The organism is Methylococcus geothermalis, from assembly GCF_012769535.1.
In the GTDB taxonomy this organism is placed as follows: Bacteria; Pseudomonadota; Gammaproteobacteria; order Methylococcales; family Methylococcaceae; genus Methylococcus; species Methylococcus geothermalis.
In genome coordinates, this window is sequence record NZ_CP046565.1 from 2808449 (window position 1) to 2824846 (window position 16398).

Consider the following 16398-nt stretch of genomic DNA (forward strand, 5'->3'; position numbering starts at 1 on the left):
AATGATCGCTGAGCGGTAAACCCTGCCGTCTTTTGGAACCTGTCTTGAAAAAGTTCACAGGCATTTGGCACAGGTCCGGCACAGACAAGCAAGAGAGAAATGAAGAGACGTGCCAGTGTGCCTTTGGATGCGTTGGTCTTCGGCTCAGGCATCTGACGCTCCACGCGATGATGCGGAGAAAGGTGTCGTAGGCGCCAAGCCCCGTTGGGCGCGCGCATGCCCGGGAACCGCGGCGGGGGTATAGGCTCTCGCCGTGGCTCCCGGATTGAGTTGGGCAAGCGATCAGTAACGTGCGCCGTCGGGCACTTTTCGGAATTCCGCCCAGACCTTTTGTCCTTCGTCCCTCAGGATCTGTTGCGGTTTCAGTTTGCGCTGGGAGTACGGCTTTGCCATGTCCTTGTGGAGCACCAGATCATCGAACAAATCGTCGTAGTCCGCCCAACTGGCAGCGTAAAAGACCTTGCTGATGCGTGCCCAATAGGCGGTGGCGTAGCACATGGGGCACAGCTCGCAGCTCGAATAAAGCACTGCGCCAGTGAGATCATGGCTGTCGATTTTGCGGCAAGCTTGCCGAATAGCGTTCACTTCCGCATGGGCGGAAGGGTCCTTGTCCTTCATGACGCTGTTGCCCGTGGCGGACAGGATTTGGCCGTCCTTGACGATAACGGCGCCGAAAGGGCCACCTGTCTTGTCGACGACTCCAGCTTGCCGCATGAGACGGATGGCCTCTCGCATATATTCGCGATCTTTATCCGTCACGGGTTCAGCTGCTTTGCCGCCGGCAGGGGATTTGGCAAGCGCGTCGCCGGCTCCAAAATAGAGGCCTGCGCCGGCCGCTGCGCCAGCAAGCAGGAAATTACGGCGGGACACCGCGTAAATCCGGGTGGTATCGGCATCCAATGCTTGCTCTGAATGTTCAGGCTTGTTTTCTTGTTCTGCGCTCATTTCGGAGTCTCCTAATGGACTTGGTATGGTTGTTGTCGCAATAACAAAACGCTCCCCTTGGAATGGTACGCCCCGAGAAGAAAAAGGGTGACGTGCCGTTCGAAGCTTGTACTGCAAATGCGCTGTCCTTGGCGCTCGGAGTCCGACGATCAACTTCGGGCGTAACGGGTAACCTTTAATTTACCGATCTCGCTGCTAAGGCTCCCAAGGTGCACGCACTAATGTCCATTTAGACTGAACCTGATAGCTCGTCCCGGTAGGCCCATGCAGCACCGTCCCGCTGCATCGTACCATGAAATTCTCGTAATACTCGGCGACCCCAAATGCAGCAGCACGCAATCCTCTGCCTGAATCCGTGTTCCCCAACCCTCACAACAACCCTGAAGGCCTGATTGCATGATTTTTCAGCAATCGGCCCCGGCTTTTGCCTTGGACCACTCCGATCCGGGGAAGCATCGATAGGGGGTTTTAAGCAAATCGGCCTCTCTTTCGCCCGAAATCGGCTCATTTTCCGTGCTCCGTGCAGGGCAGACCCTTCCGACGGGTCGGAAGAGGTGTTCACCACGGGAGTTCGTCCGCCAGTGGGTCTCATCCCGAAGCCGCCGCTCGCCGCAAGCGCTCTTGCAGCGCCACGAACACGTTCACATGCGCGGCTACGCTGCGCCCGAAGTCCAGCACGAGGCGGCGGGCATGGGCCACGAACCCTGTCCTGAGCCAGTCGAAGGGTTCGCTGCCCGGTACATGATCTCCTGCAGCACCGTCTCGGATAGCGCCGACGTTTGGCCGGGTGTAGAGGCGGCGCGATCCTCGCCGGTGAGCCCCAACTGCCCCAGCAAGCGCAGGCCGTTGTAGGCGAAGGCCGCCCGATGCAGGACGACATCATTGGTGTCGAATTGGCCCGAAGGCAGCCGCTCCATATCCAGATCGGTCTTCAACTCGGAGTGGAACGGCTCATGCACGCCGTGGTGCTTGTAGAGGTCAATGACCTCTTGCGGCGTGGCATCAAGGCTCGTCCACCAGCCCTGCAATTCGATGTCGGGGACCAACAGATGCTGGCCGTTCTTGTGTTCGGCTGCGCCGAATCCTTCGCTTCGCTCAGGACCGCCACGACGTGGCGTCCTGCGCCCTTCGGGCTGGTCGATGGTGCGTTCGGTGACTTGAACGATCAGCCGGAAGCGGCGCGTCTTTTTGGCCCAGGCGCGCTCGACCTCGACAGACAAGAGGGCGATGCGCTTGCCGGGACGCGTCTCTTCAAAGGCGCCCGCTGCTTCTGCCTGGGCCACCCAAGCGGCCTTGTCCTGGCGGCGCGGGTTCCACTTGCAGAGGAAGTCAAAGGAGCGGCCCAGCAGGGCCAGTCGATCCCGTTCCTCGACCTTGGCAAAGAGCAGGCGGGCGCTGTCGAAACCGCTGTCCTCGCGCAGCAGGACGGGTTGATCGGCCTGGACCAGGCGCTCGATCCGGGGAAAGAGCCGCTCGTAGAAGTACTCCGTTTCGCTCGCCGAGTGTTGCGACCCCGGTCGCCATTCCAGACCGATGGCCCAGCCCTCGTTGCCAAGGTACGCTGCAATCGGGGTATAGCCGTCAAAGCCCAGGTCAGTGCGCGTGACCGCTTCCTTCTTCGTCCCGCTGTTGTCCAGGGCGACGGTGTCGATGTCGACGCAGACATCGCCTCGGTGGGCGGTGATGGGGGCTTCGGTCCGTTCCAGCAGGCGCAGGGACAGCTCGTCGACCCGCTCCCGGATCGCCTCCGCCTTGGCATCGAGCCGCTTACCGTTCCAGACACTACTCGGGACATTGGACAGACCCAGGGCCTCCTTGAAGAATCGATCCGTCCGGAATGGCTCGATGGCTTCGAAGTCACTCTTCCCCAGACTCAAAAGCCCCCACCATGCTCTTGACGATGCTTGATGTGCGCATGCCTTGCGATACGGGAATCTTCCCGTCGATCACCGCTTCCACCTGCGCCGCTTGACAACATTGGCCAATCAGGGCCAGCCCTGCATACGAGGTCAATTGCAGCTTGCTCGAGTGCTTGACTTCAAAGTGCGGCATGGTCGTTTGGGTGAGGTTGAATTGCGCTCAATTATCTCATTAAATCAATGTGTTGGATTGTTATTTCGGGATCATGAACACGGATTCAGGTAGACCCATACCAGCTCGGCCTTCTGAGCTGGGTATTCTCATCAACTACGCGATTGGCCAGCGCGTGCGGAGCATCGCACTGAGCTGGTATCTTCCCGAAACGTACTAAGCGGGGTTCGCCAAATACGCTCATCGCTATCTTGCCGAGGTTCAATACCGTTTCAATCGTCGCCTCGATTTAACCTCAATCCTCAGGCGTCTGCTCGTCGCCGCTGTGGCCCCGCCACCCAGACCGGAGCGCGATCTGCAGGACGCTGAACTTTTTGTCTGAACCTCAATATTTTTCCGGTATACTATCCGCCTGGATACGAAAAGGCTGTTCGGGCTTTATCAGTGCATCCGGGAGCTTCCTGTTTGATCGAACACAGAAGAAAAGGGAGATGTGGATGAATAAGTTTGAATTTAAAGATGGGGAGAGGCTTGCCGACGACTCAGGCCACCAAGGGTTTACCCGGCGAGAATTCTTGACTACCGGTTCTGCCGTCGCGGCTGGACTAGCGCTCAGTGTCGATAGCAAAGGAGGCCTAGCGGCACCAAAATCCAAAAAAGCCGCCGGTTCGGACCGTAAAGGCCCGAAAACGATGCTTGTAAAAAACGCGACCGTGATGGTTACGATGGATGGCAGTCGCCGGGAAATTGCAGACGGTGGCCTGTACATCGAGGAAGGCGTCATCAAGCAAGTCGGCCCGACCAGCAGTCTGCCGAAAACCGCCGACGAAGTGCTGGACCTCAAGGATCACATCCTTCTTCCGGGGCTGGTCAATACCCATCATCACTTGTACCAACACCTGACTCGGGTAGTGCCTGCCGCACAGGACGGCAACGTCTGGAACTGGCTCAAGGTGCTGTATCCCATGTGGGCGCGCATGCAGCCCGATGACGTCAAGCTGGCCATTCAGGTTGGTCTGGCGGAACTCGCCCTGTCCGGCTGCACGACCGCTTTCGATCATCAATATGTTTTCCCGAATGGTTGCAAGATCGACGACGCAATACATACCGCTGCCGAATTCGGCATGCGTTTCCATGCATCACGTGGCAGCATGTCGCTTGGCGCGTCCAAAGGCGGCTTGCCGCCGGATAGTTGCGTCGAAGAAGAAAGCGCGATTCTGAAAGACTCACAGCGGGTTATCGAGACATACCATGACGACAAGCATGGGGCGATGACCCGTATCGTGCTGGCGCCTTGCTCACCGTTCTCGGTGACCGACGACCTCATGGTCGAATCTGCCAAGATGGCGCGAAAATATAAGGTGAATCTGCATACCCATCTCGCCGAATCGCCCAATGAGGAGCGTTTCACGCTGGACAAATACGGCGTGCGCCCCGCGGGTCTGATGGAAAAATTCGGCTGGGTCGGCAAAGACGTCTGGTTTGCGCACTCGGTACACATCAACGACGCCGAAATTTCGATGTTTGCCAAGACGGGTTGCGGCGTGGCCCATTGCCCCTGTTCAAACATGCGGCTCGCCTCGGGCATCGCCCCGGTGTGGAAATACCGTCAAGCGGGTGTCAACGTAGGCCTTGGCGTCGACGGTTCGTCCAGCAACGACGGATCGCATTTACTGGCCGAGGCTCGTCAGGCGATGTTGTTGGCGCGGCTCAACTTGGCGAACACTCCTGGCGGCCCTCCGACCGACAAGAAACAATGGCTGAGCGCGAGGGAAGCGTTGGAGATCGCGACCCTGGGCGGCGCAGCCGTATTGGGACGAAACGATATCGGTTCTCTCGAACCAGGCAAATGCGCCGACTTCTTCGCCGTAAATCTCAATCGGGTGGATTTCGCCGGAGGCAGCATGATCGATCCCGTGGCTTCGATCGTCTTCTGCGCACCGGTAACCGCCGACTACACGGTGATCAACGGCCGTTACATCGTCAAACAAGGCCATGTCACGACTCTGGACCTGCCCAATGTGATCGCTCAGTGCAACCGAGCAGCGCGGCGAGTCGTGTCGGGCTAAGTAGCGAACCCGCGCAATGGGCAAGATTCAGCTCATTGCGCGGAATTCTGGAGTCATCGATATAAGGTTTCCGCAAAGGAAATTTCTGGCCGAATTACCATCAGGGCTGTTCAACGCTAAATACCTTCATAGGCCAAGAGCCGGTGTAGGCTGATGGCATTGTCGTAAAGGGCGGAGCGGATGGGGGTTTGTCCCTTGTGTCGCAAGAGGTTCAAGGCGAAGTGGCGCAGCAGGGCAAAGACGCCGGGATTTTTGCGGATGCGGCTTGAGTCCTCGCCGAGGGAGACATCGAGCACATGATGGAGGCGGTTTTCGATGGCCCCATGGCCGCGGATGAGGTGCGCCATGGTGGCCGCCGAGGCCGTGCAGGTCGTCAGGTAATAGGCCGGGGGGCCTGGCGGGGCTCGAAGCAGCGGTGGCAGGGATGGAAAACTTCGGTCTGGCGCTGCACCTCGATCACGGTCTGGAAGTGGTCATGCCAAGGTTCGGTGCCGCTGCCCGACGGGAGCGGCCACAGGCGCACGGTGCGCTGTTCGATGCGGTTGCGCCGGCCCAGGTCGACGGTGTAGCTCTGTTCGGCGTGGGCTCGGCTCTGGCACAGCATCCGCACTGCCGCCAGCAGCTTGGGATGATGGCCTTTGAGCTGCACCAGGAGGTGGTTGCCGGTGGCGAGCACGGTTTCCACCGTTTTTTTGAAGGTGGAGGGCGTCGAGCGTATCGAGCCGCCCGCTCAGCCCCAAGGTTTCGATGAGGCGCTGGGCACCTGGGCGGCCTTGCGGTCCTCGAAACGGTCCAGGCTGCCGCGCAAGGTCTTGCCATTGAGCGTGATGACGGCCGCCCCTTCGGCCAAGCGCGCGGCATGGGCGCGAAAATGCGGCGCCATGGCTTGCGTGTCCAAGCCCTGCAAGGCATGGCGGATCGAACTGTAAGCCGGCGCGCGGCGCCACCGGCAACCGAAGGCCGCGTTCAAAGCCACCTGATGGGTGTACAGGAACTGATGAATGCGCCGGTACGACGTCGCGCCGCTCATGATCGCCAAGATGCTGAACAGCAGCAGATGCGGCAGGTCGAATAGCCGCCCCTGGGCACGGCGATGATCCGGGATGGCCAGCAGACTTTGTTTGAGGGCGGACAACGGGAACCTCCTTGAAAATCTCGACTTCTTGCATCAATTTTTCAGCATTGAACAGCCCTGGAATTACCATGGCATCGATTATGGGAGGTCCAAATAACAATAAGCAACAGCATCCGTGGTCTGTAATAGCAGTTTTACTGGCCTTTTGTCTGCCCAACATGCAGGCGAATGCCGAGCAGCAATCTCCGGCACCAAAGGCAACCCATTCGCAGTCGGATGACAAACCCACCATTAATCCTGTTTCCGAGGAAAAATCAAAGCACCGGCAAAAAGCAGCGGCCGCATCAAGTAAACCGGCAAACCATCTCAACGAAAGTGGCTATAGCAGCAAGCAGGTTGGTATCGCAGGAAACCCGGGCGCGGTCAACGTATTGACCGGCACCGGATGGCTGGGCCAGACGCTGGGCTTGACGGAAGATACGGGCGTGCGTTTGGGGGGACTCTGGATCGGCAACGCCGACATTCAGATGTCAGGCCGGTTGGCTGGCAGTGCGTCGTTCAACAGCATGGGCATTGTCGATCTGCAACTCGACCTGGCCCGCTTGGGTGGCCTTCCCGGCGCATCATTCGGCGCGACCTTCCTGCAATTCGATGGTCAGGACAGCAACGGACGAGGCGGCGTTCTAACCGGCTACAATGGTTTGACCGAAACGGAACCGCTGAATAGAAGCGAGCTTTATCAGTTTTGGTGGCGTCAGTCCTTGCTTGATGACAAGGTGATCGTACGTGCAGGCAAGAGCATTCCGACTTTCGATTTCAATAATGTCAGCCGCCGCTTGCCGGTACCCGACGAAAAGCCCTATGTCGCCGCCGTGACCGGCCTTTTATTCACTCCCATTTATGTGAACCCGTCCATCCTCGGCGTCATGCCGGGGTACTACAACTCGGCCTGGGGCCTCACGGTCACGGCCGCACCCACCAAGACCCTCTATGCCTCCTATGGTATCTACGATGGATCCTTGGCCAGGGGCCGGCAGACGGGAACTCACGCCTGGCCAACCTTTAACAGCTATTATTTCAATATTAGCGAAGCCGGGTTTTCATGGGTTGGAGACTACCCTGGCAAGGTTGCAGTAGGCGGCTGGGGTCAGAGCGGAACCTTAGGTACGGGCAACGACCTGGAAACTGGTGCCCAAGGCATTTATGCAACGGCATCCAATCGCTTGTGGAACCTTGACACAACCCATGGCAAGGGAGTGGTTTTAGGATATCTTCAATATGGCATCAACAATTCACATACCATGATGGTCAACGAATTCGTGGGCGGGGGTTTGTCCGGTTTCGGCCTGATTCCTGGCCGTAATAAAGATTCGCTGGGCCTGGGCATCGGCGTTTCCTGGCTAAACAACCCGCCTCGGTCGCAATCAACGGAAATACTGACCCAGTTCTATTACCAAGCCCACGTCATCGGCGACGTTTTTTTCCAGCCCACGTTTTCCTATGTACCCAACCCAGGGATTCCTAATGGTGCATACGGAAGCTACCCATCCGCCACCTCGATGATATTCCAGTTAGTGACTCTCTTTTGAAGAAAACCAGCCCCTCTGGCCGTATTCTTTAGCGCTTCCCCATGTGCCCCTGAAAAAGCCTTCTGGCCAGACCCCGCTGCTGCCGGCATAATCTTGCGTCGGAACTCCCCATCGGAGGTAACGGGCATGCAACCGAAAAACCACGAAACCACGGGGTCACCCTTTAGCCGGCCCTGGTCAATAGCACGAGTTTGCTACTCGCGCCCGTTCACGATGTTCGTCTTTCCTGGCGCGAAGCGCCGTGTTCAACCCAGTACGCGCCTTCGGTTCTCGGTCGGTCGGTGACGGCATCATCGCTGATCCGCACCAGTCACCCTTCTGGATCAAGGCTTCGGGGCTACCCTGTGGAGGGGAGACACCCGGCCCCTGGCTCGTTCGAGCCCCAGAAAATCCTCAGTACCCTGCCCTGTCCAAGTGGTCGCAGTCGGTGAAGACCGCTTCACAGGTCTGTGGCTCGCCACCGTCGGCGGCAGCGTCCAACCCCATGTGGGCTCAAGTCAGAGGCGTCTCAGTCAAACTCGTTGCTCCACGGCCGATGGGTGGGATGAGACGGCGGCCGAATCAGGTCTCATGGTTATCAGCCAACCCCATGGCGAGCTCACCGCCTCAGCCCGGAAATCTCAGGTGTTCATGCAAACGCCTTGTTCACGTCGAACGGCACCTGATCGCGCAGAAGGTAGTAGCACGCCCGCGCCAGCTTGTGCGCTACGGTTTTGATCGCGACCAATGTGTTGCTCCGGCTGCACTTGCGCTGGTAGTAGCGCTTGATCTGCGCGTTGTAGCGGACCGCAAAGTGGGCCGCTTCGACGTATGCCCAGGCCAGGTAGCGGTTGCCGTTCTTGCTGTTCCCGCGCCCTTTGCGCTTGCCGTTGCTGATCCGCTCACTGCCCACACAGCGGCAGTACGACGCATACTGACCCACGCTGGCGAAGCGCTTGATCTCGCCCGTCTCGAGCAAAATGGTCAATCCCAGGATGTCGCCGACCCCACTGACGCTCAGCAGAAACTGCAACTCAGCGCTTGGCTTGACGTGCGCCTGGATGGTCTTCTCCAGCACCGTGATCTGCTCGTCCAAATGCACGCGATAACCGGCGGCCACCAGCATCGTGGCCAGGTCGTTCGGCAACCGCTTCCGATACACCACCTGATCCTGTTCATCCAGCAACGCGATCACACTATTGTTGGAATGTAAGTCGATACCACCGTACAGTTTCATCTTCGGCTCCTCTTCTCGGGTTCGCGTTCGTTCCGCTTACACGACGAACTCTACACCCGGTCGGGGTGCGGTGGCCCCGGTTTTTTAGACAGGATTTTACCTGGCTTAAGTGGGCTTCTGCGGTTTAGGCTGCCTTCTGGAGTGGCAGCGAATTAAAGTACACGCTATCCGGGGTCTTGCCATCAAGCGATGAATGAGGCCGCCGTTCATTGTAAAACTTGAAATAGCTTTGTAAGCCTTGCCTTGCTTGAGAAACTGAGTCGTAAGCATGCAAGTAAACTTCCTCGTATTTTAACCCGGCCATGAAATATCGTACGAATCATGCGGCATATTTGATGCGATCAGCTTTGAAATACGAACGGATGCGCGCTGGCTGTTTTTGGATGGAGCGCAGATGAGAAAGCACCTTGCGCTTGAGATGGGCGGCATCGCGCACCGGCTCGGCGGCGCTCATCCTCGCCTTCAAGTCGGCGTTCAGGTACTCGTCGGGGTTGAGCTCCGGGGAATCGCTGGGCAGGAAGAACAGCTCGATCTTGTCGAGCTTGTCCGCCAGCCATTCCCGCACCTTGCGGCTGTGGTGCACGCGCAGGTTGTCCAAGACCAGAAACACCTTGCGGTCGGCCTCGCGGCTGAGCCGGTCGAAAAACTTGATCAGCACCTCGGCAGTCAGCGTGTCGCGGTACATCATGAAGCGCATCGTGCCCTGGTTGGTGATGGCCGAGATGAGGTTGATGCGCTCCCGCTTGGCTTGGGAGAGCACCAGCACCGGCGTCTTGCCTTTGGGCGCGTAGCCGCGCGGGTAGTGCTCCACCGAGCTGACCGCCGTCTCGTCCCCCCAGCAGATTTCCGCCCCTTCCGCCTTGGCTCGGGCCGCGATGGCCGGATATTCCTCGGCCAGCCATTTCTGCACCGCTTCGGGCTTTTGCTCGAAGGCCCGCTTCAGCGGCCGCTGCGGTGTGAAGCCCCAGCGCTTGAGGTAGTTCCTCACCGAGCGCACCGTAAGATCGATGCCGAAGTACGCCTTGATCAGGGCGCGCACGGCTTGCGCACTCCACAGGGCAAAGCGCAGCTTGAGCGGGTCGGGCGTGTTGTCCACGATGTCCTTGCGGATGCGCTCCTCTTGGGCCGGCGTCAGCTTGCGCCCCTCGCCCAGCGGGCGGCCGCGTTGGGCCTCTTTCACGCCACGGCCCGCGTTGGCCTGGACAATCCAGCCCGTCACCGTCGGGCGACGCAGACCCAGTTTCTGCGCAATGGCCGTTTGCGTGTGGCCCCGCTTGTGCATGTGTATCACCGTGCGGCGCAGTTGCTCGCACGCCGCCGGCTCCAGTTTCCGTATATCCGTGCGTTCCGTTTCCATGCCGGAATTCTATCATGTATGTACGGTATTATGTTGCCTGGTTAATAGTCCGAAATTCATCAACACTCTTCGATGCTTCCACCCTGTGCCCGCTTTTATGGCCAACGCGATATCCGGGTCGGTGTCATATCCCACAAAGATTACAAGACGTTGGAGTGTTCCTGGGGACTACTCCACCTTTCCGTGCGGGATGCCTGATCAATGCACGATGAACTGATGAAACAGAAAGAACAGCCCGCCCGAAAGCAGGATGGCGGCGGGCAGGGTCAGCACCCAGGCCATCAATAGATTCCGCACCGTGGACCACTGCAGTCCCGAGCCATTGGCCGCCATGGTGCCGGCAACCCCCGACGACAGTACATGGGTCGTCGACACGGGCACCCCATACAGGTCCGCCACCGCGATGGCGCTCATGGCCACCAGTTCCGCCGAAGCGCCCTGGCCGTAGGTCAGGTGCTGCTTGCCGATCCTTTCGCCGACGGTCACCACGATGCGCCGCCAGCCCACCATCGTGCCTAGCCCCAGCGCAATGGCGACGGCGACCTTTGCCCAGGTGGGAATGAACCGGGTGGCCTTCCCCAGCGCCTTGCGGTAGCCACCGATCTCCTTTTGGCTGCGCTCGTCGAACACGGGCTGGCCCAGTTTTTCGAAGCAGCGCATGGCCTCGTCGACCAAGTACATGTCGTTGCGCACGTCCTGGGTCTTGGTGACGGGAATGTGCGCCAGCGACCCGTTCTTTTCGATGGTGCCGGCGATCTCCTCGACGAGCTTCGCGGTTGCCGTCAGCGTGTCCGGCCCCCGTTGGCGGGCCCTGATAAAGTCGGTCACCGCAGGCCGGGGATCACCGTCGAATCCTTTCGCCCCTACCGACTTTTCCAGCAAAGCCTGCCCGACGACATGCGACAAAGCCAGGAATTCTGGCACATAGGAGTCCGGCACCGCCCGATTCAAGGCATAGGCTGTCGGCACGATGCCGATCAGTATCAGCATGATCAGCCCCATGCCTTTCTGCCCGTCGTTCGAGCCATGCGCGAAGGAGACGCCGGTGCAGGTCAGCACCAGGACGCTGCGGATCCACCACGGCGGCGACGGCCCCGGACGACACCAGCACGCCGACGAAATTCCACAGTCCCGACCAGACCACGGCCACCATCGGCGGCAGCGAATGGGTATAGATGACGATGGCGACGGCATTCGCCGTATCGTGGAACCCGTTCACGAACTCGAAACCCAGGGCGATCAGCAACGACAGCCCGAGCAGTAGCAGGGGTGCCAAGGCCAGGGATGTGCCGGCACCGGCTACGTCGCTTTGCAGACCGTACGCCGTGAAGGCCACGCCGACGCCCAGAAGGCCCATGAATACGATCGACCCGACCGGCCCGGTACGGGATGCCAGTTTCGGTTTCTCGACGGTGGCCGCGATGGGCTCTGCAACCGCTTCGCAAGTAGTCTGTGTCATGAGCACCTGTCCCGACGGAGAGCGATACGATACCGGGCACGGGAAATCCGCCCCGCCGGCCAAGACGATAAGCGAGCCTCGTTGCCGCCGTGTGACAGTCCCCGCTCTAGGCAAGCGCGGTGCTTCGGGCCATCATGATGATCTTCACGGAGAGGAACCGCGACCATGAACCAAGCCTGGCATTCGTTGACATCCGAGGAAGTGGCAAGCCGCCTGGACGTGAACGTCCAGCAGGGACTGAGCGAGACCGAAGCCGAAAACCGGCTCGCCACGTCCGGCCCGAATGAAATCCCCAGCGCCGGCACGCGCGACCCTTGGCGCATCTTCACCGAGCAGTTCTCCGGCATGCTGGTCCAGATACTGATCGCCGCTGCCGTATTCTCCCTGATCATCGGTGAAGGCCTGGAGGCGGGCGTGATCCTGGCCATCGTCCTGCTCAATGCCATCCTTGGATTCCTGCAGGAATCCAAAGCGGAAAAGGCCCTCGAGGCGCTGCGGCGCATGGCGGTCGGCCAGGCCACGGTACGGCGCGGCGGGCGGATCTGCGAAATCCCCGCCGACCGGCTGGTGCCGGGCGACGTCGTGCTGCTGCAGACCGGCAACAGCGTGGCCGCCGACGGCCGGCTGCTCGAAAGCATCGACCTCAGCATCCAGGAATCGGCGCTGACCGGCGAATCGGCGCCGGTCCGCAAGGATGCCGCGGCCGTGCTGGAGCCGGCTACCGCGCTCGCCGACCGGACCAACAGGGTCCACCTCGGCACTCAGGTCGTCTACGGCCACGGCAGCTTCATCGTGACCGAGACCGGACCGGCCACCGCCCTCGGCGCCACGGCCCGATTGCTGGAATCGGTGACTGCCGAGCCCACTCCGCTGCAGAAGCAGCTCGACGGCTTCGCCCGCTCGCTGGCCTACGGCGTTTCCGGCATCGCCATCGTGATCCTGCTGCTCGGAACGGCCATGGGCGAGAGCTTCCGCACCATGATGCTCACGGCGGTCAGCCTCGCCGTCGCAGCGGTGCCCGAGTCACTCACGGCGCTGGTCGCCATCACCCTGGCTCTGGGCGCCCAGAAGATGCTGAAGCAAGGCGCATTGATCCGTCGCCTGCCGGCGGTGGAAGCCCTGGGTTCGATCAAGGTGATCTGCGCCGACAAGACCGGCACGATGACCCAAAACCGGATGACCGTCTCCGTGCTGGACGTCGCCGAACACCGGCTGGAACTCAAGCTCGACGAACCGGACGCCGCGGGACTGGCGGTGGAAATCGCCGGCCACCCGGCCATCGACCTGCTGTTGATCGGCGGCGCGCTGTGCAACGATGGACTGATCGAGAACCCGGAAGACCCGCATCACGCGTACCGGGTCCTGGGAGAGCCCACCGAGGCCGCGCTGGTGCTGGCCGCGGCCCGGGCGGAACGGCTCAAGCCGGAACTGGAAGCCGCCTTGCCCAGGATCGAGGAAATCCCCTTCGATGCCGGCCGCAAGCTCATGACGACCGTGCACGGCCCCGCAGCGGCCGACGGCGCCTACCCTGGCGTCGTCGGCCAGTATCTCGCCGGGAGCCGGTTCCTCAGCCTGACCAAAGGCGCGGTGGAAGCCCTCCTCCCGCGCGCCGACACCATTTGGGTCGACGGCAGCGAGCAGGCGCTGGACGCTGCCTGGCGCGAGCGGATCGTCCGGGCGCACGACCTCCTGGCGGAAAAAGGCATGCGGGTGCTGGCCCTGGGCGCGCGTCGCCTGGAAGCTCCCCCGTCGGCGGCAGCCAAGGCGACGCTGGAAAGCGGCCTGAGCTTCATCGGCCTGATCGGCATCTACGACCCGCCGCGCCCCGCGGTCATGCAAGCCATCGCCGAATGCCGCCGAGCCGGCATCAAGCCGGTCATGATCACCGGCGACCACCCGCTGACAGCCCGCCACATCGCGGAGGAGGTCGGCATCGACACCACGGGCGGCGTGATCGGCGGCAGCGAGATCGCCGCCATGACACCCGCCAAACTGCGGAACGCGGTGAAACGCTGCGCCGTGTTCGCCCGGGTCGCGCCGGAGGACAAGCTAAGGCTGATCGAAGCCTACCAGAGCGAAGGCTGGAGCGTCGCGATGACGGGCGACGGCGTCAACGACGCGCCGGCCCTCAAGAAGGCGGACATCGGCATCGCCATGGGCAGGATCGGCACCGACGTCGCCAAGGAAGCCGCCCAGATCGTCCTGCTGGACGACAATTTCGCCACCATCACCGCCGCCGTGCGCCAGGGGCGGGCGATCTACGACAACCTGATCAAGTTCATCGTCTACCTGCTGAGCTGTAACGTCAGTGAAATCGCCGTGGTCACCTTCGCGCCGTTCCTGGGGATGCCCCTGCCGCTGCTGCCGCTGCAGATACTCTGGATGAACCTGGTCACCGACGGCCTGCCGGCCCTTGCGCTGGGGATGGAACCGGCGGAGGACAGCCTGATGGAGAGGCCGTCCAAGGCCGCCAACGAGCTGATCTTCGGGAAACAGGGCCTGCACCTGATGCTGCTGGTGGGTGCGCTGATCACCGAGCTGAGCTTGGGCGTGGGCTTCGCCTACTGGCTGGGAAGGAGTGCGGCCTGGCAGACCATGCTGCTCACGGTGCTGGTGTTCAGCCAGATGGCCGTCGCTTTGGCCTTGCGCAGCCGGACGCGCCCCGTCAGCCAGCTCGGCTGGGGATCGAACCCGGCGCTGCTCGGCGCCGTCGCCGCCATGGTGCTGCTGCAGCTCGCCATCGTCTACCTGCCGCCGCTGCAAACCGCCTTCCATACCACCGCGCTGTCCCTGGGCGATCTGGCCGTTGCCGGCGCAGTGGCCACAACCGTGTTCCTGGGTACGGAACGGATCAAGCTGGCGGGATTTCTCCGGCACGGCTAGATCAGGAAGGATACGGGAAGCCCTTCTCCAGCAATCGCTCCAGCACCAGGTCGAGTCCGTAGATGTCCTCGAAGAACCGTACGGTGCCATCCGGCTCGGCCAGCACGGTCGAGTAGTAGATGTAGACCGGCAGCGGCTGCTTCAGCGTCACCGTGCGCGACTGGGCGCCGTTCATCGCCGCCTCGATCCGCTCGGGAGGCCAGGGCTCGTCCTGGCGTTTCAGCACGAACTCCGCCAGGCCCACGGGGTCCTGGACCCGGATGCAGCCATGGCTGAAATCCCGCCGCGCCCGCTGGAACAGGTTCACGCTGGGCGTGCCGTGCAGATAGATGTTGTCGTTGTTGGGAAACGCAAACTTGACCAGCCCCAGCGCGTTCTTCGGCCCCGGCCGCTGGCGCAGCTTGAGTGAACCGGCCGACAGCATCGCCAGGCTTTCCGGGCTGGGTTCATAGACCTGGGAACCGTTGCCGAAGCTCGGCACCATCTCCAGGTTGTGGCGGGCCAGGTAGCTCGGGTCGCGCAGGATGCCCGGCAGCATTTCCTTAACCGTGATGGCGCGCGGCAGGTTCCAGTAGGGGCGGAACACCACGTAGGTCATGTCGGAATGGAACACGGGCGTGTTATGGCCCCCGGACGACCGGCCCACGACCACGTTCATCGACACCTCCGGCCGCTCGTGGTCCTCGCCGTAGCCGTACAGGCGGAACGACGGGATGTTCACCAGGATGAAGGGCCCATCGAACTGCTCCGGCAGCCAGCGCAGCCGCTCCAGCCCCAGCCGGATCTGCGTGAGCCGCGCGCCCGGCGGCACGTTGAGCGCCGCCAGCGTGTCCTTGCCGATCACCCCGTCCGGCACCAGACCGTGGCGCTCCTGGAACCGCTCGACCGCGTCGACCAGATCGCCGGCGTAGGCTTCCGGATCTTTGGCGGGAGACTCTTGCGGGAGGAAACCCATGGCGGCCAGACGCTTGCGCAAGGCGGGAACCTCCTTGTGGCGGTCGCCCGGACTCAGCTTGGACGGGAGGACCAGCGCCGAGGCATCGTAGCCCCCGGCCCAATCCCGGTAGCGCGGCAATGCGGCTTTGAGGTTCCGGTACAGGGGCAGTTTCGGCTCCAGCTCGGCGAGCACCTCGCAAGGCCGGGAATCATGGGCGAGGCGCTGCACCAGCGCCGGCAGGTCGAGCCGCTTCGGCGCAACGTCCAGGGCGAAATCGGCGGCGCGCGGGCTGACCCGGCCGACGGCGAGATTCGAGCCGTAGCGCATCAAGGCGAGGCTCATCGCCACCTCGAACTGCGCCGCTTCCTCCGCGCTGGCCGCCCCGCCGTCATTGAACTTCTCGATCCAACCGCCCAGGAGATCGGCGTCATAGTCGCTGCCGTTCAAGCCCTGGTCGTCGGCCATGCGCAGACACTCGAGAACGGCGGCCGACTGTTTCACCGGCCTGCCCCCGTCCAGCCACAAAGGCCGTGAACCTTGGGCAAGGTACAAGGCCCGCAACGGCTCCTGGACATCCGCAAAACGCCCCCAGCGCAGCCGGGGATGGACACCCGACGCGACCAGGGCGTCGATGTGCGCCGCCGGAGCCTCCGGTGCGGCGCCCGCGGCATCGGCGCCGACCGAAAATGCCGCCACGAATGCGATCAACCGGCCCCGTGGGAAGCCGCCCATGTTCCTTTCCCGCCCGTTTTTCATCGTACTCCGACCGAACCGTTGCCCATCCGCAACAGTATAATGCGGTATCGGCACGCTTCAGTCTTCCATCGACTTACAATC

The 16398-nt window shown here is 61.6% G+C and carries 11 protein-coding genes and 4 pseudogenes; 4 read left to right on the forward strand and 11 right to left on the reverse strand.

Annotated elements, in window-relative coordinates:
* Positions 1 to 282 precede the first annotated feature (282 nt).
* Together GNH96_RS13040 and GNH96_RS13045 are read right to left on the reverse strand one after the other, a co-directional pair.
* A complete protein-coding gene (locus tag GNH96_RS13040; protein WP_169604068.1) occupies positions 283 to 945 on the reverse strand; it encodes a nucleoside deaminase in 663 nt (220 codons plus the stop codon).
* A 588-nt stretch (positions 946 to 1533) separates the two neighbouring features.
* Positions 1534 to 2997: pseudogene (locus GNH96_RS13045) on the reverse strand (transposase).
* Positions 2998 to 3202: 205 nt separating this feature from the next.
* Between GNH96_RS13045 and GNH96_RS13050 the strand changes: the two are divergent.
* Positions 3203 to 3358: pseudogene (locus GNH96_RS13050) on the forward strand (IS1595 family transposase); the annotation flags it as partial.
* A gap of 115 nt (positions 3359 to 3473) precedes the next feature.
* Complete coding sequence (locus GNH96_RS13055) at positions 3474 to 5045, forward strand: 8-oxoguanine deaminase (RefSeq protein ID WP_223163425.1); 1572 nt, start codon at positions 3474 to 3476, stop codon at positions 5043 to 5045.
* A gap of 116 nt (positions 5046 to 5161) precedes the next feature.
* On the opposite strand, the gene GNH96_RS13060 is transcribed toward GNH96_RS13055, so the two are convergent.
* Genes GNH96_RS13060 through GNH96_RS13070 form a run of 3 tightly spaced genes read right to left on the reverse strand, consistent with a single transcriptional unit; the run spans position 5162 to position 6180 of the window.
* Positions 5162 to 5392: a hypothetical protein gene (locus GNH96_RS13060; protein WP_169604069.1), complete on the reverse strand. Its 231-nt coding sequence runs from the start codon at positions 5390 to 5392 to the stop codon at positions 5162 to 5164.
* 26 nt (positions 5393 to 5418) lie between these two features.
* Entirely contained in the window at positions 5419 to 5730 is a 312-nt protein-coding gene (locus GNH96_RS13065; protein ID WP_169604070.1) for a hypothetical protein, read from the reverse strand.
* Positions 5731 to 5775: 45 nt separating this feature from the next.
* Positions 5776 to 6180, reverse strand: a complete 405-nt coding sequence (locus tag GNH96_RS13070; RefSeq protein WP_169604071.1) for a transposase family protein — start codon at positions 6178 to 6180, stop codon at positions 5776 to 5778.
* 11 nt (positions 6181 to 6191) lie between these two features.
* On the opposite strand from GNH96_RS13070, the gene GNH96_RS13075 reads away from it, so the two are divergent.
* Positions 6192 to 7709: a carbohydrate porin gene (locus tag GNH96_RS13075; protein ID WP_169604072.1), complete on the forward strand. Its 1518-nt coding sequence runs from the start codon at positions 6192 to 6194 to the stop codon at positions 7707 to 7709.
* Positions 7710 to 8337: 628 nt separating this feature from the next.
* Here GNH96_RS13075 and GNH96_RS13080 read toward each other — a convergent pair.
* The 5 genes and pseudogenes from GNH96_RS13080 to GNH96_RS16110 form a co-directional block, all read right to left on the reverse strand.
* Entirely contained in the window at positions 8338 to 8925 is a 588-nt protein-coding gene (locus GNH96_RS13080; RefSeq protein WP_169604073.1) for a transposase, read from the reverse strand.
* A gap of 124 nt (positions 8926 to 9049) precedes the next feature.
* Positions 9050 to 9244: pseudogene (locus GNH96_RS13085) on the reverse strand (integrase core domain-containing protein); the annotation flags it as partial.
* A complete protein-coding gene (locus GNH96_RS13090) occupies positions 9245 to 10282 on the reverse strand; it encodes an IS630 family transposase (RefSeq protein WP_169604075.1) in 1038 nt (345 codons plus the stop codon).
* Between the two features lie 198 nt (positions 10283 to 10480).
* The gene (locus GNH96_RS16105) at positions 10481 to 11476 is read right to left on the reverse strand and encodes an inorganic phosphate transporter (RefSeq protein ID WP_267313374.1); all 996 of its coding nucleotides are present in this window, start codon (positions 11474 to 11476) and stop codon (positions 10481 to 10483) included.
* Positions 11418 to 11741 (reverse strand): annotated as a pseudogene (locus GNH96_RS16110) (inorganic phosphate transporter); the annotation flags it as partial. The pseudogene GNH96_RS16110 and the gene GNH96_RS16105, both read right to left, overlap by 59 nt.
* Positions 11742 to 11906: 165 nt before the next feature.
* Between GNH96_RS16110 and GNH96_RS13100 the strand changes: the two are divergent.
* Complete coding sequence (locus GNH96_RS13100; protein ID WP_169604076.1) at positions 11907 to 14624, forward strand: cation-translocating P-type ATPase; 2718 nt, start codon at positions 11907 to 11909, stop codon at positions 14622 to 14624.
* Between the two features lies 1 nt (position 14625).
* On the opposite strand, the gene GNH96_RS13105 is transcribed toward GNH96_RS13100, so the two are convergent.
* Positions 14626 to 16293, reverse strand: a complete 1668-nt coding sequence (locus tag GNH96_RS13105) for a L,D-transpeptidase family protein (protein ID WP_169604077.1) — start codon at positions 16291 to 16293, stop codon at positions 14626 to 14628.
* Between the last annotated feature and the right edge of the window lie 105 nt (positions 16294 to 16398).